16 protein-coding genes are annotated in these 20,605 nt (G+C 41.2%); 9 read left to right on the top strand and 7 right to left on the bottom strand.

Features of this window, described 5'->3' with window-relative positions:
* Positions 1 to 26 precede the first annotated feature (26 nt).
* On the bottom strand, positions 27 to 788 hold the full coding sequence (locus tag ACYU0V_RS10900) for an SDR family oxidoreductase (RefSeq protein WP_000101928.1): 762 nt from the start codon (positions 786 to 788) through the stop codon (positions 27 to 29).
* A 29-nt stretch (positions 789 to 817) separates the two neighbouring features.
* Positions 818 to 1,606 carry an enoyl-CoA hydratase gene (locus ACYU0V_RS10895; RefSeq protein ID WP_461847430.1) on the bottom strand — a complete coding sequence of 263 codons (789 nt, stop codon included), beginning with the start codon at positions 1,604 to 1,606 and terminating at the stop codon, positions 818 to 820.
* Between the two features lie 311 nt (positions 1,607 to 1,917).
* On the opposite strand from ACYU0V_RS10895, the gene ACYU0V_RS10890 reads away from it, so the two are divergent.
* The 6 genes from ACYU0V_RS10890 to ACYU0V_RS10865 are packed head-to-tail and all read left to right on the top strand — an operon-like array spanning position 1,918 to position 8,372.
* The gene (locus tag ACYU0V_RS10890) at positions 1,918 to 3,072 is read left to right on the top strand and encodes an acyl-CoA dehydrogenase family protein (protein WP_000617391.1); all 1,155 of its coding nucleotides are present in this window, start codon (positions 1,918 to 1,920) and stop codon (positions 3,070 to 3,072) included.
* Positions 3,073 to 3,130: 58 nt separating this feature from the next.
* Positions 3,131 to 4,414, top strand: a complete 1,284-nt coding sequence (locus tag ACYU0V_RS10885) for an MFS transporter (protein ID WP_197970761.1) — start codon at positions 3,131 to 3,133, stop codon at positions 4,412 to 4,414.
* A gap of 47 nt (positions 4,415 to 4,461) precedes the next feature.
* Entirely contained in the window at positions 4,462 to 5,130 is a 669-nt protein-coding gene (locus tag ACYU0V_RS10880) for a 3-oxoacid CoA-transferase subunit A (RefSeq protein ID WP_000608704.1), read from the top strand.
* Positions 5,130 to 5,783 carry a 3-oxoacid CoA-transferase subunit B gene (locus tag ACYU0V_RS10875; protein ID WP_000116037.1) on the top strand — a complete coding sequence of 218 codons (654 nt, stop codon included), beginning with the start codon at positions 5,130 to 5,132 and terminating at the stop codon, positions 5,781 to 5,783. The genes ACYU0V_RS10880 and ACYU0V_RS10875 overlap by 1 nt, the downstream gene beginning before the upstream one ends.
* Before the next feature lie 36 nt (positions 5,784 to 5,819).
* Positions 5,820 to 7,136: an outer membrane trimeric porin-like protein DcaP gene (gene dcaP, locus ACYU0V_RS10870; RefSeq protein ID WP_461847427.1), complete on the top strand. Its 1,317-nt coding sequence runs from the start codon at positions 5,820 to 5,822 to the stop codon at positions 7,134 to 7,136.
* A gap of 18 nt (positions 7,137 to 7,154) precedes the next feature.
* Positions 7,155 to 8,372, top strand: coding sequence for an MFS transporter (locus tag ACYU0V_RS10865; RefSeq protein WP_461847425.1), 1,218 nt, complete (start codon positions 7,155 to 7,157; stop codon positions 8,370 to 8,372).
* A gap of 20 nt (positions 8,373 to 8,392) precedes the next feature.
* Here the strand turns inward: ACYU0V_RS10865 and ACYU0V_RS10860 are convergent, their stop codons facing one another.
* On the bottom strand, positions 8,393 to 8,842 hold the full coding sequence (locus ACYU0V_RS10860) for a PaaI family thioesterase (RefSeq protein ID WP_079284144.1): 450 nt from the start codon (positions 8,840 to 8,842) through the stop codon (positions 8,393 to 8,395).
* A 304-nt stretch (positions 8,843 to 9,146) separates the two neighbouring features.
* Between ACYU0V_RS10860 and ACYU0V_RS10855 the strand changes: the two genes are divergently transcribed.
* Both ACYU0V_RS10855 and ACYU0V_RS10850 read left to right on the top strand, forming a co-directional pair.
* A complete protein-coding gene (locus ACYU0V_RS10855) occupies positions 9,147 to 10,949 on the top strand; it encodes an acyl-CoA dehydrogenase C-terminal domain-containing protein (RefSeq protein ID WP_461847424.1) in 1,803 nt (600 codons plus the stop codon).
* A gap of 196 nt (positions 10,950 to 11,145) precedes the next feature.
* Entirely contained in the window at positions 11,146 to 11,949 is an 804-nt protein-coding gene (locus ACYU0V_RS10850; RefSeq protein ID WP_461847423.1) for a thioesterase family protein, read from the top strand.
* A gap of 61 nt (positions 11,950 to 12,010) precedes the next feature.
* On the opposite strand, the gene ACYU0V_RS10845 is transcribed toward ACYU0V_RS10850, so the two are convergent.
* Positions 12,011 to 15,493: an indolepyruvate ferredoxin oxidoreductase family protein gene (locus ACYU0V_RS10845; RefSeq protein WP_461847421.1), complete on the bottom strand. Its 3,483-nt coding sequence runs from the start codon at positions 15,491 to 15,493 to the stop codon at positions 12,011 to 12,013.
* Positions 15,494 to 15,697: 204 nt separating this feature from the next.
* On the opposite strand from ACYU0V_RS10845, the gene ACYU0V_RS10840 reads away from it, so the two are divergent.
* On the top strand, positions 15,698 to 16,639 hold the full coding sequence (locus tag ACYU0V_RS10840; RefSeq protein ID WP_461847419.1) for a LysR family transcriptional regulator: 942 nt from the start codon (positions 15,698 to 15,700) through the stop codon (positions 16,637 to 16,639).
* A 252-nt stretch (positions 16,640 to 16,891) separates the two neighbouring features.
* Here ACYU0V_RS10840 and ACYU0V_RS10835 read toward each other — a convergent pair whose 3' ends face one another.
* From ACYU0V_RS10835 to ACYU0V_RS10825, 3 genes are read right to left on the bottom strand one after another with little or no spacing between them, the layout of a single operon-like run.
* On the bottom strand, positions 16,892 to 17,794 hold the full coding sequence (locus ACYU0V_RS10835) for a hydroxymethylglutaryl-CoA lyase (RefSeq protein WP_461847417.1): 903 nt from the start codon (positions 17,792 to 17,794) through the stop codon (positions 16,892 to 16,894).
* The gene (locus tag ACYU0V_RS10830; protein ID WP_372550370.1) at positions 17,791 to 19,782 is read right to left on the bottom strand and encodes an acetyl/propionyl/methylcrotonyl-CoA carboxylase subunit alpha; all 1,992 of its coding nucleotides are present in this window, start codon (positions 19,780 to 19,782) and stop codon (positions 17,791 to 17,793) included. Before ACYU0V_RS10830 ends, ACYU0V_RS10835 begins: the two co-directional genes overlap by 4 nt.
* An 11-nt stretch (positions 19,783 to 19,793) precedes the next feature.
* Positions 19,794 to 20,597: an enoyl-CoA hydratase/isomerase family protein gene (locus ACYU0V_RS10825; RefSeq protein WP_461847414.1), complete on the bottom strand. Its 804-nt coding sequence runs from the start codon at positions 20,595 to 20,597 to the stop codon at positions 19,794 to 19,796.
* Positions 20,598 to 20,605 lie beyond the last annotated feature (8 nt).

The raw sequence follows: 20,605 nt of genomic DNA, 5'->3' as shown, positions 1-20,605 counted from the left end.
TAAACGGAAAAATAGGGTTGGGTGATTTAGCTTAAACATTGTTTATCACCATCAATTGGTAAGATTTGTCCTGAAATTGAGCGGCCACTATCTGATGCTAAAAATAGGCATAAATCTGCAATATGTTTTGGATTGACAAAATATTTGAGTGACTGATTTTTCAGTGCATTTTGAGTCACTTCTTCAAGTGAGGTATGCGCTACATCGGCACGGGCCTGTAATACGCGTTGAACCCGATCACCATCGACTGCACCCGGAAGAATAGCGTTAACTCGAATATTGTCTGCACCGAGTTCCATAGAAAGGGTTTTGGTAAAACCGATCAGCCCCCATTTTGAGGTGGAGTAAGCTAATCGGTATGGATAGCCTAAGCGTCCGGCAATAGATGACATATTAATAATCACGCCTGCTTCTGCTTTCTTTAAATAGGGAATTGTTAATTGGGTAATTAAAAAAGTGCTATTCAGGTTTAAATTTATAACTGTATTCCAATCTCCAAAACTTAGCTCATCTGCAGCAACAGTCGGGCCTGAAATGCCTGTGTTATTAACTAAAATATCAATACCGCCAAGTTTCTGAACTGCATGACCAAACATGAGTTTAATTTGCTCATGATTAGCTAAATCACAGGTATATATGTGCAGCTTTGGATAATCTTTTTGAAATTGTTCTAGGCTTTTAGCATTAATATCACAAACGAAAACCTCATCCTGATTGTTTAAAAAGACTTCAGCAATGCATCGTCCAATCCCTGAGCCACCTGCACTAATCAATACTTTTCTGGCCATTTTCATTCCTTTGTTATTATGATTTTAAGTTATTTACCTTGATAAGATGGTTTACGCTTTTCGATAAAAGCTTGAACGCCTTCATTTTTATCTTCGGTAGAAAACAACAACTGGAATGCTTTTCGTTCTAGCGTTAAGCCTGCATTTAATGGAACATCTTCGCTCATTAAGGCAACTTCTTTAATTTGTTGCAGGGCAATAGGAGGCATTTTTGCGAGGCTTTGCGCCATTTGAATCGCAGTTGGAATAGTTTGGTCATCTTCGGTGACTTGCGAAACAAGACCGATGGTATAAGCTTCTTCGGCTTTCACCATGGCACCCGTCATAATCATGCGCATGGCATGGAATTTACCGACAGCACGAAATAAACGTTGTGTACCACCAGCACCCGGCATTAAACCGACTTTAATTTCTGGTTGACCAAAAGTCGCGCCTTTACCAGCAATAATAATGTCAGCATGCATTGCAAGTTCACAGCCACCACCTAATGCATAGCCATTTACAGCAGCAATGACTGGTTTAGGGTACTGGGCAATAGCATTCCAATAACGTTCGGTATGACGCAGTAACATTTCTGTGGAAGTTGCGGTTGCCATTTCTTTTAGATCTGCGCCTGCGGCAAAGACTTCTTCACCACCTGTGAGCACAACAGCATTGATCTCATCGTTAAAGCTTAATTCGGTAAAAGCTTGTGCTAGTTGTTTGCGAACCTCTGTATTCAGTGCATTTTTTGCTTCAGGTCGGTTTATTTTTACAATCGCTATTTTTTGAATAGAAAAGTCGACTTCTACGAAATTATTCCCTATTGATACACTCATTTTTGAATTCCTTGTTTCGCACATCAAAACTATATTCCTTTTATGATGCTTATTTTGGAATTTATTTCAAGTCTTATTTAGTCCATTAGAGCAATTATGATTTATTAAATAAGCTAAGTTATTGATATTGAGTAATGGTGATTTTTTAAATTTCGTTAAACGAAATTAATTTTCAAAAAAGCTTGAAATTTATATTTTCGTTCTCGTACTATGAAACACATCCGCAGTAAACAAGATTTAAAACATGGTATCCAGACTAGCTGGAGATGGCTGATGGGTACGATGGAAATACATAAAAAGGGAGATCACAGATGATCCGTGATGAAGGGATGTTGGAGCAGTTACTTTCAACAATTCGAGATTTTGTAAAAAATGAATTGATCCCTCGTGAAAACGAAGTGGTAGAGAAAGACAAAATTCCGGATGACATTGTGCAGCAAATGCGTGAGCTTGGTTTGTTCGGTCTTACAATTCCCGAAGAATATGGTGGCTTAGGTATCACCATGGAAGAAGAAGTCAGAGTTGCATTTGAACTTGGACAAACTTCACCAGCTTTTCGTTCTTTAATTGGGACTAATAACGGTATTGGCTCAAGTGCAATTTTGATTGATGGCACAGAAGAGCAAAAGCAAAAATATTTACCTCGTTATGCAAGTGGCGAAATTATTGGTTCATTTTGTTTAACCGAGCCTGAATCTGGCTCTGACGCTGCCTCTTTAAAAACCAGCGCAGTTAAAGACGGTGATTTTTATGTGTTAAACGGCACCAAACGTTTTATTACCAATGCACCTCATGCTGCAACTTTTACCGTAATGGCTCGAACCAATCCTGAAATTAAAGGGTCTGGTGGTATTTCAGCTTTTTTAGTCGAGGCCAATACACCAGGCATTACGTTGGGCAAAATTGACCAAAAAATGGGGCAAAAGGGTTCGCACACTTGTGATGTGATTTTTGAAAATTGCCGTGTGCCTGCTTCTGCATTGATTGGTGGCGTAGAAGGTGTTGGTTTTAAAACGGCCATGAAAGTGCTTGATAAAGGGCGTTTGCACATTGGTGCCTATAGCGTGGGTGTTGCCGAACGCATGTTAAACGACGCATTGCACTATGCGATTGAGCGTAAACAGTTTGGTCAACCTATTGCAAACTTCCAGTTGATTCAAGCCATGCTTGCCGACTCAAAAGCCGAGATTTATGCAGCTAAATGTATGGTTTTAGATGCAGCTCGCCGTCGTGACAATGGCGAAAACATTAGCACAGAAGCATCATGCGCCAAAATGTTTGCGACTGAAATGTGCGGACGCGTTGCTGACCGCTGTGTACAGATTCACGGTGGTGCAGGCTATATCAGTGAATATGCCATCGAGCGTTTTTATCGCGATGTGCGTTTGTTCCGTCTATATGAAGGAACTACGCAAGTTCAACAAATTATTATTGCTAAAAACATGATTAGGGAAGCTACAGCCTAATAAAAAATCAAATGCCATGAGGCATTGGATGCCTCATGTTCCTTCTGAGGATATGGACATGACAACAGAAACAGTTACCCAAAATACGGCTAGCAGTGAAGCTATCCAAACACCAAAAAAGATTTGGATTACCGCATTTATATTCGCTTTTTTAACATTGTTGTGTGATGGGGCAGACTTAGGTTTTTTGGCATTGAGCCTGACCAGTCTTAAAACAGAATTTCATTTGACGGGTGTACAAGCTGGAACACTAGGCAGCTTAACGCTTTTCGGTTCCGCTGTGGGTGGTCTGATTGGCGGCTGGGCGTGTGACCGTTTTGGGCGAGTTCGCATTATTGTATTCTTTATTGCTTATTCTTCAGTTTTAACTAGTGCGCTGGGTTTTACTGATTCTTATATGCAATTTGCAGTTTTAAGAACATTTGGAGCGATGGGCTTAGGCGCACTTTATATTGCCTGTAATATTTTAATGTCTGAAATGGTGCCAACCAAACATCGCTCGACCGTTTTGGCTACTCTCATGACTGGTTATACACTGGGTTCTTTACTCGCGACCTTATTAGCTGGACATATTATTCCTGAACATGGCTGGCGTTTCCTTTACTGGATTGCAATTGCGCCTGTGGTGTTGTCAGTTTTAATGCACTTTTGTGTACCTGAACCTGAGTCTTGGAAAAAAGCGCGTCAATTAAAAGCGTTAGAAGTTGCTCAAAGTAACCAACCTAAAAAACGTCAAAATCCATATTTTGAGATTTTAAGAGATAAAAAACATGGCACCATGTTTGTTCTCTGGATTATTAGTACGGGTGCATTGCAGTTTGGCTATTACGGCGTGAGTAACTGGTTACCTGCTTATTTAGAGTCTGATCTTGGCATCAAGTTTAAAGAAATGGCCATGTATATGGTCGGTACTTTCCTGATTATGATGTTTGCTAAAGTGATCGCAGGAATCGTTGCCGATAAATTAGGACGACGCGCTGTATTTGCTTTTGGAACCATTGGTACAGCACTGTTTATTCCTGTCATTGTCTACTTAAATACCCCAACCAATATTTTATGGATGATGCTGTTTTTCGGTTTCCTTTACGGTATTCCATACGCAATTAATGCCACATATATGACAGAAAGCTTCCCGACTTCGATTCGAGGCTCGGCAGTGGGTGGTGCTTATAACATTGGCAAAGTACTTTCTATTTTCTCTCCATTAACAATTGGTTATCTATCGCAAAATGGTTCTATTGGCTTAGGGCTTTTGGTGATGGCTGCAGCTTATTTTATCTGCGGTGTAATCCCATTGTTATTTATTAAAGACCGACTATTTAACCCGCAAAAGGCAGAGTGACAGATCAATCTGTCACCTTAAATTAAGGATGAAAAGGGACAAGTGAGATGATAAATAAAATCACCAGTGACATTGAACCAATTTTAAAAGCTATTCCTGATGGGGCAACCATCATGACAGGCGGGTTTGGTGTGACTGGGCAACCTGCTGAATTAATTGAAGCCTTAATCGATTTAGGAAAAAAAGAACTCACCGTTGTAAATAACAATGCGGCTTCTGGTGATCGTGGCCTAACCAAGCTCATTATTGCTGGCTGTGTAAAGAAAATGATTTGTTCATTTCCGAAATCTGCTGGGTCAACCGTTTTTCAAGACTTATATAGAGCGGGAAAAATTGAGTTAGAACTAGTTCCACAAGGTAATTTGGCTTGTCGGATTCAGGCCGCAGGGGCTGGTTTAGGGGCTATTTTTACGCCGACTGGTTATGGCACCAAAGTTGCCGAGGGTAAAGAGACCCGAACCATTAACGGTAAAAATTATGTGCTTGAATATCCACTTGAAGCTGATTTTGCACTGATTTATGCCGATAAAGCCGACCGCTGGGGCAATTTAACTTACCGCAAAGCAGCCCGCAATTTTGGGCCGATCATGGCAAAAGCCGCCAAGACCACGATTGTTCAAGTGAATGACACCGTAGAGCTAGGAACGCTTGACCCAGAGTGCATTATTACACCGGGAATTTTTGTTCAGCACGTTGTAAAAGTAGGAGATATCTAATGTCAGTTCAAAAACGTTCTCGTGAAGATATTGCCAAGCTCATTGCCAATGACATTCCGGAAGGTTCATATGTCAATTTAGGAATTGGCTTGCCGACCAACGTTGCTAAATTTTTGCCTAAAGACAAAGAAATCTTTTTACATTCGGAAAATGGGGTTTTGGCTTTTGGCCCACCACCACAACCAGGTGAGGAAGATGAAGACTTAGTAAATGCCGGAAAAGAACTTGTCACTTTGTTAGACGGTGGATGCTTTATGCATCATGGCGACTCGTTTGACATTATGCGTGGTGGCCATCTGGACATTTGTGTGATTGGTGCATTCCAAGTTGCGGTAAATGGAGACTTGGCAAACTGGCATACCGGTAAGGCAGATGATGTGCCGGCAGTTGGCGGTGCTATGGATTTGGCAGTCGGTGCAAAAACGATTTATGTCTATATGGAGCATGTCACTAAAAAAGGTGAGCCCAAAATTGTAAAAGAACTGAGCTATCCAATAACGGGTGAGCAGTGTGTAAACCGTATTTATACCGATTTATGCATTATTGAACTCAAAGACCAAAAAGCTTACGTCAAGGAAATGGTAGACGGCTTAACTTTTGATGAATTACAGGCAGTCACTGACTGTGAACTAATCGATGCACGTGTAGCCTAAATACACACGGAAAAACGCTTCTTTAAGGATTAAAAGATGAAAAAATTAATTTTAGCTGCAGCTTGTGCTGCGGCTTCAGGGACTATTTTTGCAAATTCTTCAGATACGACAGAACAAAGAATTAATTTGCTAGAAACCGAGCTGCAAAAATTAAAAGCAGAACTTGCTGCTCAGAAACAAACTCAAAATAATTTACAGGTCAAACAGGTAAAGATCGAAGAGAACATTGAAAAAACTAAAGCGACTGTAACAGAGAAGCCTGTTGCTCCTTCGTGGGTCACTTGGACGGATAATGTTAAGGTTTACGGTATCGCTCGTATTGATGCAGCGGTTGATTTCAAATCATCACCAGACTCGGGCGGTAGAACGACTAGCAGCCTGTATCGAACACCTTTTGAAAGTGAAAAACGTTCAAATCATGCACGTTCGGATGCCATGATTAATGCAAGCCGACTAGGTGTTTATTTTAATAGTCCTAATAAAGCGGTTACTGGAAATATTGAAGCCGATTTCTTCGATAGCTCTAACATGGGAACGGGGGATGGTAAATTCCGTATACGTCATGCTTTTTTCACCTATAAAGACTGGACCTTTGGTCAAACATGGTCACTCATGTCCAACATGGAAACCCGTACTGAAGCTGTTGACTACACTCAATTTGTGGGAACTTCTTATACACGTACTCCTCAAATTCGCTATGACTGGAAAATCGATGCCAATAATGATTTAAAAGTAGCCTTAGAATATACAGGTTCGAGAGTCTCGGCATTTCCAACTTTAACGGGTCGCTATAGCTTTAAACAAGGCCCTTTAACGGCACTTGCTCAAGGCTTTATTAATGAAAAATCTACAGATGTCGCAACTGCCACGGTGAAGAAAGTAAGCTGGGGCGCTGGAGGCGGCTTAAAATATCAACTCTCCCCTCAGCAGTCGGTACAAGCAAATTATCAATATATTGTTGGTGATCAAAAATTTATGCCTTATACCACGCAAAGTGGTTTGGCAAATTCAACAAGTTTAAATGCCGCGGGTGATTTCTCTTTAAACGAAGACAAAACAGATTTGGTTATGAATAAGTTGAATAGCATCAATATTGGTTATTCATATAAATTCAATGAGCAATGGCGTGCAAACTTATCGGCTTCGATGTTTGATTATGATGACGACACTGCTTATGCCAAACTCAATCCAGATGCTAATAAACGCTTAACGGACTACGCAGCTAACGTCTTTTATTCACCAATTGAGCAAATGGATATTGGTATGGAATATCATCAAGGCAAACGAGAAGTATTTGATGGCAGAACCGCTGATGTGTCACGCTTAAACTTTGTATCGATGTATAAATTCTAAAATGGGACGTAGTTAAAAATGGAAAAAATAGTTGAGCCCAATGCAGAAAATATACTGTCAAAAAGCTTTATTTTTATCATGGCAATGACATGTGGCATTTGTGCGGGTTCAAACTATTATAACCAGCCCTTAATCTATTCCATTGCAGAAGCATTAAAAGTCAATGCCGATCAAGTCGCCTTAACTATTGTGATTAGCCAACTGTCATATGCAGTTGGCCTTTTTATATTGGTTCCCTTAGGCGACTTTTTTGAAAAGCGCAGTTATATTTGCTTGCTGATGTGTTGTACGGGGCTTGCACAAGTAGGGTTATCTTTAAGTCAAACCTTGTCAGCTTTATATGGCTTTACCTTTTTAGCTACATTCTTTTCGATTGCGACTCAAGTTTTGGTTCCTTTCGCCGCAGGTTTAGCCAGCCCGAAAAAAAGCCCTCAAGTTGTAGGCACTCTCATGAGCGGTTTGTTCTTAGGAATATTGTTGGCGCGTTCTATTGCAGGCTTGCTTTCTACAGTTTGGTCTTGGCATGCGGTTTATTTAATTAGTGGAATCGTCATTTTGGTGTTTGCTTGGGTGATGTGGGTGAAGTTGCCAGTTGCACGTAAGTCTCACCAACTCAATATTCTACAGATTTATGGTTCACTATTTTCATTAGCAGCTCACCAGCCGCATTTATTACGCCGTGGTTTTGCTGGTGGAATTGGCTTTGGAATTTTGGCTCTGATTTTCACCACTATGACTTTTATTTTGGCGAATGAGCCTTATCACTTTAACGATTTCCAGATTGGTTTATTTGGGATTGTTGGATTGGCAGGTGTATTTGCGACTCCTTGGGCAGGTAAGAAAATTGCAGCGGGTCTTGAAAATAAAATTGCAGTGATTTGCATGGGGTTATTAATAAGTGCATGGATACCACTATTTTTTGCCCAGCAGTCTCTGCTTGCCTATGCTGTTGGTGTAATTATGGCGTACTTTGGTTTGTCGGCATTTCATGTACTCAACCAAAATTTGGTCTATCGAATTTCGGCTGAGGCGCGTTCCCGTATTAATTCAATTTATATGACTTTATATTTTGGTGGAGCCGCCTTAGGTTCTTTTATTGCGGTGTATGCTTGGAAACACTGGGGATGGGAAGCATGTGCTGCCTTAGGTTTAGTGATGGCATTGGTGAGTTTTACGATTGATCGTTTAGATTTTTATGAAATGAATAAGATTGCAAAGCCAGAAAAAGCTCCATAAACAGGAGCTTTAAAATTTTATTATTTGCGAATAATCATTAAGGTTGCCGAGGCAAAAGCATACACTTTGCCGTTTTCATCTACGATTTTACCTTCGGTACTAATAATATTGCGACCCGCATTAATTAACTCGGCTGTCGCATAGTAAGACGTATCAACCTGCATAGGGCGAATCATTTTTACATTTAAATCAATGGTTCCATAACCAACGCCATGTTCAAGTAGGGTATGAGCTGCGCTGCCTGTCGCAGTATCTAAAGCTGTGGCGCAAAAGCCGCCGTGTACACCGCCTTGTATATTTCTATGTTCTTTGCGAGGGGTAACTTTATAAGTTGCTTTACCTTCGGAAACTTCAACGAGTTCCATTGGTATGGTGTGAGCCATAGGTGATGGAGAAACTTCACCATTTTTTAAAGCGGTTAAAAACTCAAGACCTGTGTATTTCGGGCTTTCCATAAATCGTCCTTGGATGATTAAGCAGTCTAATCACGATACTATAAATTGATTTTTTACGGAATGAAATTTTGCAATACAAAATTTAAATTTATTCTTATTAAGAAGTACTAATTACTTTTCATATTATATTTGTATTTTAAAACATATGTTTATATTTTATTTTTATGGCTAAGTTAGGATAATTTTATTAAATTAGTGAAAATATATTTTGCTATAAGAAATTTTTTGATATTTTGGTGAGATTGAAACAATAAAAGTCCATTTCAAGGAAAAACGATATCTGCCCATGATATAGGCAGTGAAGTGAAAGGAAAAAACTATGCCTTTATACAAAGCTCCATTACGCGATATGCAATTTGTACTGCATGAAATGCTTCAAACAGAACAGAACTATCAAGGTTTAAGCAACTATCAGGAAAGCGTAAATCGAGAATTAATTGATCAATATTTAGAGGCGGCCGCAGATTTTTGTGAAAATGAGTTGGCACCGATTAACCAAAATGGTGATCAGGAAGGGTGCCATTTAAATCAAGGTGTAGTTACAACGCCGAAAGGTTTTAAAGAAGCCTACCAAAAATATGCCGAGCTTGGGTTTACCTCACTAACCGCCGATCCGGAATATGGTGGGCAGGGCTTGCCGACATTGCTACGGATCGCTATTTCAGAAATGTTATGTGGCTCTAATTGGGCTTGGGCGATGTATCCCGGCTTGTCTCATGGCGCAATGAGAACCATTGAGCATCATGGTACCGAGCAACAAAAACAAAAGTTTTTGACTAAACTCATTAGTGGTGTTTGGACGGGAACAATGTGTTTAACCGAATCACATGCGGGCTCGGACCTTGGGTTAATTAGAACTAAAGCAGAACCAAATCCTGACGGTAGCTACTCAATTACAGGCGAAAAGATTTTTATTTCAGCGGGTGAACACGATCTTTCAGAAAATATTATTCATATTGTTTTAGCCCGTTTACCTCAGGCACCCGCAGGGACTAAAGGCATTTCTTTATTTATTGTGCCTAAATTTAATGTGAGTAATGACGCTCAGGTGCTGGACCGTAATAAAGTCGTTTGTAGTGCGATTGAACATAAAATGGGGATTCATGGCAATGCCACCTGTGTGCTGAATTTTGATGGTGCCAAAGGCTATTTGATTGGTCCTGAAAATCGCGGGCTCAATTGTATGTTTACCTTTATGAATACCGCACGAATTGGAACTGCAGTACAAGGACTCGCTGCTTCTGAAATTTCATTTCAAGGCGCATTAAGTTATGCCAAAGAGCGCCTTGCCATGCGTTCGCTATCTGGTCCTAAATATCCTGACAAAAATGCCGATCCAATTATTGTGCATCCTGCTGTACGTTCGATGTTAATGACACAAAAAGCTTTTTCTGAAGGTGGCCGTGCGTTGGCTTATTTTTTGGCTCAGCATGTCGATAATGTCGAAAGTTCAAATGATCAGGAGCAGCAAAAACATTCCGATGAATTACTGGCTTTTTTAACGCCAATTGCTAAGGCTTTTTTAACCGAGTCAGGTAATGAGTCTGCCAAGCATGGCGTTCAAGTCTTTGGCGGTCATGGCTTTATTGTTGAGCATGGTATGGAGCAAATTGTACGTGATGCGCGTATCTCAACATTGTATGAAGGAACGACCGAAATTCAGTCTTTAGATCTGCTTGCACGTAAAGTCCTCAAGTCGGAAGGCAAACTTTTAAAGAACATGACTGATTTAATTGATCAATTTATTGGTCAACAGCAATCTAGTGAAACCCTGAAACCTTATCTAGAAAAATTAGCTGAGCTTAAACAGCAATGGCTGTCACTGACCAAAACTATTGCCGACAAAGCGAAGCACAACCCTGAAGAAATAGGGGCCGCTTCAGTAGATTATCTTTATTTTTCCAGTTACGTCGTGTTCGCTTATTTATGGGCTCGAATGGCACAAGTTGCCCATGAAAAATTAGAATCGGGTACACAAGAAGAAGCTTTTTATAAAGCAAAGTTAACGACAGCTAAGTTTTTCTATCAAAAGCTTTTGCATCGTACACGGAGCCACGCTGCTTCTATTGAGTCTGGAGCTGAATCTGTAATGGAACTTGATCAAGATGCTTTTGCATTTTAGTGAATAGGCATTTTTAAGATCACTGGGTGAAATTGACATGCAAAATTTTACCTAGTGATTAAATTTGTAATTTTAGACTCATGAGTTTTTGGTAGGAAAAACCAGTTGAGCCAAATAAATAGAGGGTTAACATAAGCATTAAAACGTGAATTTTCATCAAATATAGATGTTGGATAAGGACTACGGAAAGAAAATCATGAATGCTTATTATCAATTACTGAATAGAACAATTGGTCCTCAAGGTGAAGTTATTGCTCATTATTGCTCAACTGTTCATGCACAAGGGGCTTGGAACCCTCATGAACAGCATATGGCCCCTGCAAGTGGCGTAATCGCAGCTGAGTTAGAGCAATTTTCACCACGACAAGATATGCGAATTGGTCGAATTAGTTTTGATATTTTTGGATTGATTGCATTTGGTGAGTTTACGATTAAAACGCATGTGATTCGTGCCGGTAAAACCATTGAATTGATTGAAGCCGAAATGCAAGCACAAGGTAAAACCTGTATTGTGGCTAGAGCATGGCGCATGTGTACTCAAGACAGTTCCGATATTGCTGGGCTTGAAGATCAGCCAGTTCATCATCCAGATACCATTACAGAATGGACAGGTATGAAAAGATGGCCGGGTGGTTTTATCCAGACATTAGTCACTAAAACTAATGATCAACATCGTGCGGGAAAAGGTATTGTTTGGCTAAACAATGATAAAGAAATAGTTGAAGGACAGCCGACGACAGATTTTGCTCATTTAATTGGCATGGTAGATGCGGCAAACGGCATTGTACCAAGACAAGAAGGAGAATTTACTTGGGGCTTTCCAAATCTTGATTTACAAATCCACATGCACCGTTATCCGCAAGGGAAATGGCTAGGTCTGGAAACCGTTCAGCAATATGGTTCGGATGGTATTGGTTTAACCAGTGCGGTTTTACATGATGTGTATGGTCCATTTGGACGAAGCGAGCAGATTTTGACTTTACGTAAAATGGCTAAATAAATTTTTGAGCCAATAAAAAAGTCATCCCTAAGGATGACTTTTTTATTTTGAGATTTAATTTTTAGTTACGGACTTTTAGCAGTGTTGGGGTAAGTTCATCCCAACGTTGTTTTGCAGCGTCCATTGCTTTCATTTTGATATGCCCATAACCACGAACTTCTGCTGGTAATTTTGCAATTTGTTCAGCAACTGCCAAGTTATGATTGTCTGGTGCTTCAACAAGTGCTTCAACAAATGCGATGTAGCGGTCGCGCCAAGCTTGTTCGTGTTGACGTTCTTCTTGACGTGCAAATGGGTCAAGGAAAGTTTCACGAAGCCATTGTAAGCGAGCAAGCATCATCATTGGGAAGCGCATCCAGTAACCAAACGCACGTTTACGGACATTTTTCAGACCACCAAGTAACGCTGGCGGAGCAAGATGATACGTTAAACGTAAGCCTTTACCGAATTGGGTTTCGATCGATTCTTTGAAGCTTTTACCTGTTAAAAGACGTGCAACTTCATATTCATCTTTATAAGCCATGACTCTATAAAGCTGAGTTGCAATCGTACCTGTTAATTCTTCTGGTAACTTTTTAGCAGCTAATTCTACAAGCGTACGGTATTTAGCTGCATAAGCTTCATTCCAGTAGTCTGTTAGACGAGCAGAACGGTCTTCAACAAGTTCAGCCAAAGTTTGTGGTGTTTTAGTTTTTGGCATTGCCGCAAGTAAACGTGCAGCTAAAGTCGGGTCACTTGCAAGATGACAACCCACGCGGAAAGCTTCGATGTTCTTTTCAACAGCCGTACCATTTAGGCGAATTGCTTTTTCAATGCTTTCACGTAATAGCGGAATGCGACCAGATTGCCAAGCCATACCAAGTAATAACTGGTTAGTATAGATCGAATCACCTAAGAGTAGTGTTGCGATGCGAGCTGCTGGCAAAGAAACCAGTTGACCTTGACGAACACGACCACGAAGACGATCAATTAAATCAGTAATAGGTGCATACCAGTCACGAGATTTGATAAATTCAGAAGTAGGGGTGCTGTCTTCATTCACAATAACTAAAGCATCATCTTTTAAGCGAGATAGAGCAGCACTACCACCAGCGACTACCGCATCTGCACCAATCAATAATTCACATTGGCCCGCTGGAATTTTCGTAGAAGAAATTTGCTCATCAGTTGCCGCAAGTTGAACGTATGAATAAACCGTACCACCTTTTTGGGCAAGTCCAGCCATGTCCATAACACGTGTTGCTTTACCTTCTAGGTGAGCTGCCATACCAAGAAGTGCACCAATAGTCACAACACCTGTACCACCAATACCACCCACCATAATACGACTTGGAACGTCATATAACTGAGGAATAACTGGTGATGTTGGCCAGCCTGCACCAATTCCTTCAAATTTAGCTGGACGTTTCATATCACGTGTATGAACAGTCACAAAACTAGGGCAGAACCCTTCAGCACAAGTGAAGTCTTTGTTACAGCTACTTTGGTTAATTTGACGTTTGGTGCCTAAAGCAGTCTCTACTGGCTCAATAGATAAACAGTTTGATTTTTTCGAACAGTCGCCACAGCCTTCACAAATATCACTATTAATGTATAAGCGCTCAGCCGGATCAGGGTAGGCATCACGTTTACGACGACGGCGTTTTTCACTGGCACAGGTTTGTACATAGATTAAAGCGGTGACACCTGTAACTTCACGGAGCTCGCGTTGAACTGTATCGAGTTCATTACGGTAGCGAATTTCTACACCCGGTGCAATGCCGTCTTCTTCATTTAATAGTTTAACTTCATCAGTAACAATAACTTGTTTTTTAATACCTTCAGCAGCAAGCTGACGAGTTAACTGTGCAACGCTCAAATGACCATCTACATGCTGACCGCCTGTCATAGCGACCGCATCGTTATAGAGAATTTTATAGGTAATATTCGTTTTTGCAGCGATAGACTGACGAATTGCTAAGTAACCTGAGTGGAAGTAAGTTCCGTCACCAAGGTTAGCAAAAATATGTTTTTCATTGGTAAATGGTGATGCACCCACCCAACTTACACCTTCACCACCCATTTGAGAGAACGTTTCGGTACCGCGGTCAAGTGAAACGGCAATATAGTGACAACCGATACCGCCTAACGCGCGGCTACCTTCAGGGACGACTGTTGAAGAGTTATGTGGGCAACCACTACAGAAATAAGGTTTACGTTCAGCGAGATCAATAACACGTTTTGATTCTTGCTCTGCTTTTAACAGTAAGTCGATTCTGCTTTGGATTTGTGTTTTTAAGTTTTCTGGAATATCGAGTTTTAAGAAGCGAGCAGCCAGCATTTTTGCAATAGGTTCAGGCTGATATTCATAGTGACCAATGAGTGGTGCTTCTTCAATAGAAGTACTCCATTCGCCTTTGCCGTCAGTTGCTTTACCAATCACATGTGGACGTTTGCCATCAGGCAGTGAGTACAGCTCATCTTTAATTTGTGTTTCAATAATTGGACGTTTTTCTTCAATAACGATCAGTTCTTGTAAACCTTCGGCAAACTCACGAACGCCTTGAGGTTCTAAAGGCCAAATCAGACCAACTTGATAAACACGTAGCCCAAGCTGTTGGGCAGTTTCGTCTTCAATACCTAAAATGCGTAGGGCTTCAATTGTATCTAAATAACCTTTACCACTTGCGGCAATACCAATACGGGCATTTTCACAAGGCCATGTAACGGTGTTGATTTTGTTGGCACGGGCATAAGCCAAAACAGCAGGTAAGCGATATTTATAAAGACGTTCTTCTTGCTGAATGCCATGATCTGGCCAGCGAATATTGACGCCGCCCTCTGGCAAATTAACATCTTCTGGTATAACCGGAGTAACACGGTCTAGGTCGACATGAACAGAAGCAGAAGTCTCTACAATTTCACTCACCAGCTTCATTGAAGACCAAAGGCCAGAAAAACGTGAAACAGCAATGGCGTGAACACCAAAGTCTAAAATTTGTTGAACGGATGTTGGGTAGAAAATTGGAATACCACAACCAATCATGACATGTTCGGACTGGTGAGGGATTGTAGAAGATTTACATGAGTGGTCATCACCAAATAAAGCAACAACACCACCACGTTCAGAGGTACCAGCTAAGTTAGCATGGCGGAGTACATCGCCTGAACGGTCAACACCCGGGCCTTTACCATACCACCATGAAGACACTCCATCATATTTGCCTTGGCCTGAAAGATTAACTTGTTGGGTACCCCAAATTGCGGTAGCAGCCAAGTCTTCATTTACACCAGGTTGAAATACAACATTATGGGATTTAAGTAATCCTTGAACTTGCCAAAGGAAACTATCATAGTTACCAACAGGAGAACCGCGATAACCAGAAATAAAACCAGCAGTATGATAACCATTCATCGCGTCACGGCGAGTTTGGGCAAGAGGCAACCGAACAAGTGCCTGAATGCCGGTCATATATGCTGTACCGTTATCACTTACATATTTATCTTCAAGTGACACATCCTTTGTTGCAATAATATTTGGAGTGACTTTTGTAGCTATATTCATTTATATCTCCTTAGAATTTTTAGTAGCTCGGACTACTTTCTTTTTTCAACATCCAGTTGAATATTTGGAGCAAGTGACATACGAAATAAAAAAAGATCGGTTCCTCTTCTTAAAAAGAATTAGTGCCAATGTATGTACATTTAGTCATTGTGGTTGAACTAAACTGGTGCAACAATCCGTAATTTAGGAAAACATATTTACGTTATGCGCAAAAATCTCGATGGTGGACTATTGCATGCAATGCATGCATTCCTGAAAGTGATTGATAGCGGGAGTTTCACAGCAGCAGCTGAGCAGATGGATCTGACCACAGCACAGGTTTCACGTCTTATCAGCGAGCTAGAAACACGCTTAGGTACAAAATTAATACAACGCTCAACGCGCCAGCAGGCACTGACCGATATTGGTGCGACTTATGCAGAGCGCTGTCGCCAAGTCATTTCAATGGTGGATGAAGCAGAATCAGAAGTAACAGGGACGGCATCTAAACCGAAAGGGCGTTTACGTGTGTTAAGCATGGGAAGCTTTGGGCATCATTATGTTTTTCCAGTAATGGCCGAATTTTGTAAGCATTACCCTGAACTAACCGTGGAATATACGACCTCACAGTACGTTCCAGACCTGTTGGCAAAAGGGGTGGATGTCAGTCTTTATCTGACTGAATCATTAACAGATTCTCGTTTTGTCGCACGCAGAATTGGCACTATCTTTTCTGTTTTATGTGCTTCACCTGCGTATCTAGAAAAACATGGTGTGCCTGAGTCCCCTGAAGACTTAAAAAACCACGCCTGTTTACGCTTAGTAAACCCATCTATTACACCAGATTGGCACTTATTAAATACAAGTGGTGAGTCTTACCAAATTGATACTGGCGGGCAACTCATTGCAGATAACCCTGAGTTATTGTTAGATGTGGTGCAACAAGATATGGGTGTGGCGCTATTGCCGATGTTTTCAGCTTTAGATGCAGTTCAGAATGGAAGATTATGCCATATCTTGCCAGAGTGGCGTTCACCCGATATAGGGGTTTATACCTTATTGCCTTCACGTCATTTCATTGATGCTAAAACGCGTGCATGGTTAGATTGGGTGGAAGAACATATTTCGCCAAGAATTGAAATGGATGCATCTTATTTTTATAAATAATAAGATAAATTTTTTAAGGACTACAATTGAAAAAGGATAAAGAATAATACGGATTTAGAACAAAAATAGGGTAAAGAATGCTTCTGTTGAGAGAGGCATTTAATACAGAGATAAATGATAAATTTTAAAAAAATTGCATGAGGGATTTAGTCCCAATTCCTGAACGAAATGAGATAAAGATGAGATAGCATGATCTGGTACTTTGCCTTATATTAAGCCTTATACCAGATGCTGAGCTATTTTAATTTATGGCTATGCACATTTGGTTTGCCAATAAGCATTTGCATAATTCGACAAGCTTTTTCGGTTTAATACATTGCTGATATTTTGGCTGGCTTGCATCAGTTTTTCTAAGTCAATGCCAGTTTCAAATCCCATGTGCGACAGCAAATAAAATAGATCTTCGGTCGATACATTACCCGAGGCACCTTTGGCATAAGGGCAACCGCCAAGTCCTGCAAGGGAAGAATCAAAAACACGAATACCTTGCTGTAAAGACTGATAAATATTGGCAATTGCCATGCCATAGGTGTTATGGAAATGCCCAGCTAAAACTTTACTGTCGAGTTCAGCAAGGCAGGCTTGCCAAACCTTTTGAACGCGATCTGGTGTTGCTGTGCCAATAGTTTCACCTAAAGACACTTCATAGCAGCCCATGTCATAGAGTCGTTTAACAACTTTGACCACTTGTTCAGGTGCAATTGCGCCTTCATAGGGACAATCGACAATACAAGAGACATAACCACGCACACGGATGTTATGTGCTTTTGCAGCCGCCATGACATCGCTAAATTTTTCAAAGCTTTCATCAATAGAGCAGTTGATATTTTTACGAGTAAAACTCTCAGAAGCTGCGGTAAACACCGCAACTTCTTTGCATCCTACCGCATGAGCAGTTTCAAAACCTTTGATATTGGGGGTGAGCAGGCTAAATTGCACATCGCTTGTTTGGGGTAACAGCTTAAATAGCTCATCACTTTGGGCCATTTGCGGTACCCATTTTGCCGAAACGCATGAGCCGACCTCAATCGATTTTAGGCCCGCACTGATTAGGTCATTAATAAAGTTTAAGCGTTGTTCGACAGTCAAAGCCTGCTTTTCGTTTTGGAGGCCGTCTCTGGGACCGACCTCCACAATTTTGACAAACTCACTCATGCAACTTCCTCCTGAGCAGGCTGAAATTCCACAAGTTCATCGCCAGCTTTGACCTGATCACCGACTTGGAAATAGGAATCTACAATCACGCCGTCTTTAGGGGCGCGGATGGTATATTCCATTTTCATGGCTTCAAGCGTCATTAAAATATCATCTTTTTTAACGCTATGATTTGCGCTTACCAAAACTTGAGTGACTACACCCGGCATTGGTGCTTTTAGGTGGCCTTCATCGGCTTGACTATCTGCCTGATTAAAGTCTTGGCGAATATAAGCAAATTTATAGCTTTGTCCATTTTGGAACAAGGTAATGCCTTGCTGATTTTGATTAAAAGATAGCTTTTGCTGAGTTCCACCAATTTGAACAGATGCCATATGCGCATCAAGCAATTGACCTGAAATCGGGTAGCTTTGACCATTATATTCTGCGGTGAAGCCATGTTCATTTGAGGCAAATTTGATTTGAATATTTTGGTTTAAATAATTCAGTTTAATACTGTACTGATAGGCAATATTTAAACGCCAAAGCGGCTGAGCTTGCCAAAGCTGTTTTTGGCTTGAGCTGTTGTTATTAAGTTGGCTTAAAAACTCAATAAATGCCGCTGCCACCACAAGTTCTGGTTTGATCTCTTCAGGGCTAAACAAGAAGTTTTGTTCACGTTGAATCAGGTTGGTATCAAGCTTGGCTTGTTTAAACGATTCGCTACGAACAATTTTTTCAAGAAAAGCAATGTTGTTGCCTAAACCATCGACATGAAATTGGCTTAGGGCATGTTGCATTTGAATAAGTGCAGCTTCACGGTTTTTACCCCATACGATGAGTTTGGCAATCATTGGGTCGTAATAGGTCGTGATTTCATCGCCTTCAACAATACCGCTGTCTACACGAACATATTGGTTTTGCGTTGGGTAGTGCAAATAGTCAATTTTTCCGATTGCAGGTAAAAAGCCTTTTTCGGGTTCTTCTGCATAGATTCGAGCTTCAAGCGCATGGCCGTGAATTTGGAGTTGGTTTTGTAGTTTAGGCAAAGGTTCGCCATAAGCCACACGAAGTTGCCATTCAACCAAGTCTTCACCTGTAATCATTTCGGTAACAGGGTGCTCGACTTGTAGGCGGGTATTCATTTCCATGAAATACGCCGTACCGTCTTGTTCCACAATAAACTCAACCGTACCTGCACCAACGTAATTTACGGCGCGTGCAGCATCAATTGCAGCTTGGCGCATTGCATCGAGCTTTTCGCTTGGCATTTGTGGAGCAGGGGCTTCTTCTAGCACTTTTTGGTGACGGCGTTGTACGGAACAATCACGTTCAAACAAATGTACATAGTTGCCATGTGTATCGCCAAACACTTGAACTTCAATATGGCGTGGTTGAATCACATAACGCTCAATCAAGACGTCATCATTACCAAAGCTCGATTTGGCTTCACGTTTACAAGAGGCTAAAGCATGCAAAAAATCTTCACTGCGTTCAACCAGGCTCATGCCTTTACCACCACCGCCAGCACTGGCTTTAATTAAAACAGGATAGCCAATTCGGTCTGCCTGTTGTTTTAAAAAGTCGGCATCTTGGTTGGTTCCGTGATAACCCGGTGTTAAAGGGACACCCGCTTTTTCCATTAAAGCTTTAGAGGTTGCTTTTAAACCCATCGCTAAAATGGCATCCACTGGTGGACCAATAAAGCAAATGTTGTGTTGTTGGCAAGCGAGTGCAAACTGGTCATTTTCTGAAAGGAAGCCGTAACCTGGATGAACCGCTTGGCTACCTGTATCAATGGCAGCTTGAATAATGCGGTCAGCTTGTAAATAACTTTGAGTTGCAGGGGACTGACCAATATAAACTGCTTCATCTGCAAGTTTGACGTGTTGTGAATTTGCGTCTGCATCTGAGTAAACGGCAACCGTTGCAATACCTAATTTTTTAGCTGTGCGAATTACGCGGCAGGCAATCTCGCCACGGTTCGCAATTAAAATCTTTTCAAACATGATGATCGTCCTTAATTGTTGTTATTCGAGTTAGAAACCCAAGCAGGCTGCTGTTTATTTAAAAAGGCACTCAGACCTTCTTTTGCCTCGCTGCCTTGACGAACTTGAGCAATATGATGTGCTGTCTGTTGCAGCAAGTCATTGCTCATGGTCTGGTTGCTGACCATTTGAATGAGTTGTTTTGAGGCCGCTTGAGCATGCGGGCCACCAAGTAATAGAGCATCAACAATTTCTTGAACTTTTTTATCTAAGTCTTCGGCATCTGCAACTTCATGGGCCAAACCAATGTGTTTGGCTTCACGTGCTGAAATCCGCTCGGCAGTTAAGAAGTAACGGGAAGCTTGTCTTGCACCAATCGCACGGATCACATAGGGACTAATGGTAGATGGAGCAAGCCCTAAACGAACCTCAGAAGTTGCAAACTTGGCATCCGTGCTGGCAATACAAATATCACATGCCGACGCTAAACCCATGCCGCCACCAAAGGCAATCCCATGCACGCGGGCAATAGTCGGTTGTTTAAGTGTTGCAAGTGCATCCAACATTTGCGCAAGTTTTAATGCATCTGCTTCATTTTCTGCTGAAGATGCCTGACCAGCCTGTTTCATCCAGTTGAGGTCGGCACCTGCCGAAAAGCTTTTGCCGCGACCCGCTAGAACCACAACACGTATATCATCACGTGTATTGATTTGTTTAAAGCAAGCATGCAATTCTTCAATGACTGTAGTATTAAAGGCATTGTGCAATTCAGGGCGATTCAGCCAAATATAGGCAACCTGATCTTGTTGTTCGAGTTGTAAAAATTGAAAGCTCATATACACCT

Source organism: Acinetobacter sp. X9, from assembly GCF_054889255.1.
The sequence above is the reverse complement of the archived record's forward strand: the minus strand, read 5'-3'. Positions and strand labels throughout refer to the sequence as shown.

Coding starts and splice junctions, on each gene's coding strand:
- ACYU0V_RS10900 (WP_000101928.1), bottom strand. CDS start 788: ATGGCCAGAAAAGTATTGATTAGTGCAGGTGGCTCAGGGATTGGACGA.
- ACYU0V_RS10895 (WP_461847430.1), bottom strand. CDS start 1,606: ATGAGTGTATCAATAGGGAATAATTTCGTAGAAGTCGACTTTTCTATT.
- ACYU0V_RS10890 (WP_000617391.1), top strand. CDS start 1,918: ATGATCCGTGATGAAGGGATGTTGGAGCAGTTACTTTCAACAATTCGA.
- ACYU0V_RS10885 (WP_197970761.1), top strand. CDS start 3,131: ATGACAACAGAAACAGTTACCCAAAATACGGCTAGCAGTGAAGCTATC.
- ACYU0V_RS10880 (WP_000608704.1), top strand. CDS start 4,462: ATGATAAATAAAATCACCAGTGACATTGAACCAATTTTAAAAGCTATT.
- ACYU0V_RS10875 (WP_000116037.1), top strand. CDS start 5,130: ATGTCAGTTCAAAAACGTTCTCGTGAAGATATTGCCAAGCTCATTGCC.
- dcaP (WP_461847427.1), top strand. CDS start 5,820: ATGAAAAAATTAATTTTAGCTGCAGCTTGTGCTGCGGCTTCAGGGACT.
- ACYU0V_RS10865 (WP_461847425.1), top strand. CDS start 7,155: ATGGAAAAAATAGTTGAGCCCAATGCAGAAAATATACTGTCAAAAAGC.
- ACYU0V_RS10855 (WP_461847424.1), top strand. CDS start 9,147: ATGCCTTTATACAAAGCTCCATTACGCGATATGCAATTTGTACTGCAT.
- ACYU0V_RS10850 (WP_461847423.1), top strand. CDS start 11,146: ATGAATGCTTATTATCAATTACTGAATAGAACAATTGGTCCTCAAGGT.
- ACYU0V_RS10845 (WP_461847421.1), bottom strand. CDS start 15,493: ATGAATATAGCTACAAAAGTCACTCCAAATATTATTGCAACAAAGGAT.
- ACYU0V_RS10840 (WP_461847419.1), top strand. CDS start 15,698: ATGCGCAAAAATCTCGATGGTGGACTATTGCATGCAATGCATGCATTC.
- ACYU0V_RS10835 (WP_461847417.1), bottom strand. CDS start 17,794: ATGAGTGAGTTTGTCAAAATTGTGGAGGTCGGTCCCAGAGACGGCCTC.
- ACYU0V_RS10830 (WP_372550370.1), bottom strand. CDS start 19,782: ATGTTTGAAAAGATTTTAATTGCGAACCGTGGCGAGATTGCCTGCCGC.
- ACYU0V_RS10825 (WP_461847414.1), bottom strand. CDS start 20,597: ATGAGCTTTCAATTTTTACAACTCGAACAACAAGATCAGGTTGCCTAT.